This window comes from Thalassolituus sp. UBA2009 (genome assembly GCF_002335285.1).
GTDB lineage: Bacteria > Pseudomonadota > Gammaproteobacteria > Pseudomonadales > Oceanobacteraceae > Venatoribacter > Venatoribacter alkanivorans.
Genome location: NZ_DDCJ01000114.1, coordinates 5,500 through 9,202 on the forward strand (window position 1 = coordinate 5,500; position 3,703 = coordinate 9,202).

Here is a 3,703-nt window from a genome sequence, read left to right on the forward strand (position 1 = left end):
TCGCGCAGACTGAGTTGGCCAAGCGCTGTGCTTTCGTTGTCCTGAATATCGTGCTGACGTAATGCCGGGGTATGGCACTGGTAACCGCGCTCAGTAAAAAATTGACGGTAGGGCTCAAATACCTCTGGCCCGCACCACATGCCGTGAATAAAAACGATGGCTGGGCGCGGTTCTGCTGCGCTGTGAACGGTTGGCATAGTGATATTCCTGTTATTCGGCCGAAGGTCATTAAACGGCATGGTACTGATGCCGTCCAGTCGCTAGAATGCCCGATTATTTTATTGCTCCGGGAGTTCGTATGCTGAATATTTTGCTGGTAGTGATCATTGCAGGTCTGTTGTTCTATGCATTACGTCGTGCCGGTGTCGGCAGCGGTAAGAGTGCGGTCGAAAATGTCGCAGCGGGTGCTGAATTCCTGGCGGAAAATAAAAAGCAGGATGGCGTAAAAGAAACCGCATCCGGTCTGCAATATCTGGTATTACAGCCGGGAACGGGTGAAAAACACCCGGGCCCGCGCGACCGGGTATTAGTGCATTATCATGGTACTTTGCTGGATGGCTCGGTGTTTGACAGCTCTGTGGTGCGTAACGAACCCATTGCCTTTGGCCTGAATCAGGTTATCCACGGCTGGACGGAAGGTTTGCAGCTGATGGTGGAAGGCGAAAAAACACGTTTATTTATTCCGGCCGATCTGGCCTATGGCAATCAGCGCGCCGGAACCATTCCGGCCGGCTCGTTGCTGATCTTTGATGTTGAATTATTAAAAATTGAGAGCTGAAAGCGGATGAGAAAAGGACTTCATATAGCACTGTGCAGTGTGCTGCTGACTCTGGCCACGGCCTTGCAGGCCGAAACCTCACGGGAATTCCGGGCCAGTCACCATGCTGGCATCGACGCTGCGTTTTCTCTGCTTTCCCTGCCATTTCCTGCCGCTAAAGGCGTGGCGCTGAATCTGAACCTCAGCGACCAGTGGCAGTTGGGACTGTCCTATATGAACAGCGGCTTCGAGGTGAATTTCTCCAAACTAAAACTGGCCGGATTTAAAGAGCGCCATGCGGGTTTGTTAGTACGCCGCTTTTGGGGCAACAGTTTTAACCTCAGTGGCGGTTATGTGTACCGCACCAATGAAGTCTATCTCGATCCCGATGTCTATGGCTTTCCGCTGACTGAGCAGGGGGTACGCAGTGAGGCTTACACCCATATGGCACAGTTCAGTATTGCCAATCACTGGCAGCAGGGGCCATGGACGCTGGCGGTCGACTGGCTGACTCTGGTGGTGCCGGTGTCCGGTGAGGTTACCCGTTCTTCGGCTGAGCTGGCGGAAGAAGAGCAGCGCGATAATGTACGTCAGGCTGAAGACGTTCTGACCTGGTATCCGAATATGGCAGTATCAACATTACGACTCGGATATATGTTCTGAATAACAGGGATAAATACACAATGTGGCAGTGGCTGTTAAATAAGCTGGCAAGCTGGGCTAAACCGGAAGTGTCAGAATTGCCGGCCTGGCAGGCAGAATGGTCCGATTATTTATTGGCTCATGTAGATTTTTACCGGCATCTAAGTGCGGAGCAGCGGCGTGAATTTGAGCGTCGTTGCCTGTTGTTTCTGGCGACCACTGCGGTTGAAGGTGGTGTCGATGTTGAGGTTACCGATGAAGATCGCCTGCTGGTTGCCGCGAGTGCGGTGATTCCGGTTTGGGGCTTTCCGGGCTGGCATTATTTTAATGTGCGGGCGGTTTTTTTACTGCCGGCAGCGTTTAATGCAGAGTTTCAGTGTGGCGCTCCGGATTCGCGAATTACCGGCATGGTCGGAACCGGTCCTATGGCGGGAAAAGTGGCGCTGAGTAAGCCCGATCTGCATGCCGGTTTTGCCAATCAGAAAGATAAGCACAATGTTGGCATTCATGAATTTGTCCACCTGGTGGATATGGCTGATGGTGCGCTGGATGGTTTTCCGGAGCGGCTGGAGAATTATCGTACCAGTGATGCCTGGTTCAGTCTGGTGCAGCAAAAAATTGGCGAAATGGAGCAGAGCAAAACCGGTATTCCTGAATACGGTGCAACCAATCAGGCCGAATTTTTTGCTGTGGCGTCGGAGTACTTCTTTGAACGCCCCCAGCTGCTGAAAAAAAAGCATCCGCAGCTTTATGGGTATCTGAGTGATTTTTATCAGCAGAATCTGGCGGATCTGAGGCGTGATGCCGCGCCACATAAAAACAGTCCGTGTCCCTGTGGCAGTGGTAAAAAATATAAGCGCTGCTGTATGCCGGCAGGGCGTTAGTAACCCCGCGGATTCTGATGTAGCATGACCTCTTCATTTCTGTTGTGGACAGGTTATGCGCACAGGCCAATTACTGATTGTTTTCTGTGTATTGCAGGCGCTTTCTGCCGTGTCGGCCGCGCGCCCCCTGGTGTTTGGCACATTTCCGATTCCGCTGATGGTGGAGTCTGAACAGCAGGGAATTTTCATCGATCTGACCCGTGCTCTGGCTGCCGAAGCCGGGCTGGATATCCACATTACTGTCTTTCCCGCCAAGCGTGCCTTGTCTGAATTTGAGCAGGGCAATCTGGATGGCCTGTTTCCGGCGCTCAGCGTCACCATGCCAGTGGCTTATGATCGCAGTCTCAGTATTTACAGCAAAGATGACTTTGCCTTCACTCTGAAGGGGCAACCGGTGTTGAGCACTCCGGAGCAGCTGCAGCGCAAGCGGGTAGGTATTACCGCAGGTTATCCTTATTCGCCTTTATTGACCGGGCAGCCGGGTATTCAGTTTATGAGTGCCAATACCGATATTCAGAATGTACAGATGCTGCTGGCCGGGCGTATTGACGTGTTTGTGGTGGAGGAACATTCCGGTCTGCGCGCGCTGGAGCAGGCGGGGGCTGTCAGCCGGGTGCAGTATGATCCGGCACGGCCACTGAGCAGGCAGGATACGTTTTATGCCTTCCGGGCGGATCAGGAAGGCCATATTCTCGCCGGGCAGATTAATGCGGCTCTGCAACGTCTGCAAGACAGTGGCACTCTGGCCAATATCATGGCCAGAAGACCTCATGCGGGAGCGCAGGATCATAATTGAAGGCATGATTAAGGGCATGTTGAGGACATGATCAAATATTATCGTCTGACCCTGACAGCGCTATTGGCACTGGCGGTATGCATGCCGCTACAGGCAGATTCTGTGCGCATGGGGACTTTTACAATCCCGCTGATGGTTGAGTCGGCAACCCGGGGTGTTTTTATCCGCCTCGCAGAAGCGGTTGCGGCTGAAGCCGGCGAGGAGCTGGTGATCAGCCTTTTCCCGACCCGAAGGGTGCGCGAGGTTTTTGCTGAGCAGAATCTGGATGTTATTTTTCCGGCCATTGATCTGTCGATGAACTCGCCATATCTGGCAACAACGGCGGTGTACAGCAAGCGTGTTTTTGCCTTCACCCGCGTTACCGAACCATTGGTAACCAGGGTTGAAGATATGACTGGTAAACGTATCGGCTATACCTCTGGTTTCAGTTATTCCAGCGATGTTTTATCGGTGCCAGGCGCCAATTATCAAAGCACTATTACCGACCCGCAGAGCATCAAAAAACTACTGGCTGGTCGTATTGATGTATTTGTTGGCGATGAAAAGTCAGCTTTGCGAGCGGTCAGTGAGGAGAATGCCGGCCATCTGGTGCATTACGATGCGGCCAGCCCACTCAGCACTCAT

6 protein-coding genes are annotated in these 3,703 nt (G+C 52.7%); 5 read left to right on the forward strand and 1 reads right to left on the reverse strand.

Annotated features, from left to right (window positions below; translation table 11 throughout):
• Nucleotides 1-197: hypothetical protein (locus tag B3P58_RS14505; protein WP_286718564.1), on the reverse strand; the 197-nt coding region annotated here is incomplete at its 3' end.
• A 101-nt stretch (nt 198-298) separates the two neighbouring features.
• Between B3P58_RS14505 and B3P58_RS14510 the strand changes: the two genes are divergently transcribed.
• The 5 genes from B3P58_RS14510 to B3P58_RS14530 all read left to right on the forward strand — a co-directional run.
• Entirely contained in the window at nt 299-778 is a 480-nt protein-coding gene (locus B3P58_RS14510) for an FKBP-type peptidyl-prolyl cis-trans isomerase (RefSeq protein ID WP_286718566.1), read from the forward strand.
• 6 nt (nt 779-784) lie between these two features.
• Nucleotides 785-1,420 (forward strand): hypothetical protein, encoded by a 636-nt coding sequence (locus B3P58_RS14515; RefSeq protein ID WP_286718568.1) that lies wholly within the window; start codon nt 785-787, stop codon nt 1,418-1,420.
• A 20-nt stretch (nt 1,421-1,440) separates the two neighbouring features.
• Nucleotides 1,441-2,283 carry a zinc-dependent peptidase gene (locus tag B3P58_RS14520; RefSeq protein WP_286718569.1) on the forward strand — a complete coding sequence of 281 codons (843 nt, stop codon included), beginning with the start codon at nt 1,441-1,443 and terminating at the stop codon, nt 2,281-2,283.
• A gap of 55 nt (nt 2,284-2,338) precedes the next feature.
• Nucleotides 2,339-3,079 (forward strand): substrate-binding periplasmic protein, encoded by a 741-nt coding sequence (locus tag B3P58_RS14525; RefSeq protein WP_286718572.1) that lies wholly within the window; start codon nt 2,339-2,341, stop codon nt 3,077-3,079.
• A gap of 27 nt (nt 3,080-3,106) precedes the next feature.
• Nucleotides 3,107-3,703 (forward strand): transporter substrate-binding domain-containing protein (locus B3P58_RS14530; protein ID WP_286718575.1); only part of this gene is annotated, 597 nt, incomplete at its 3' end.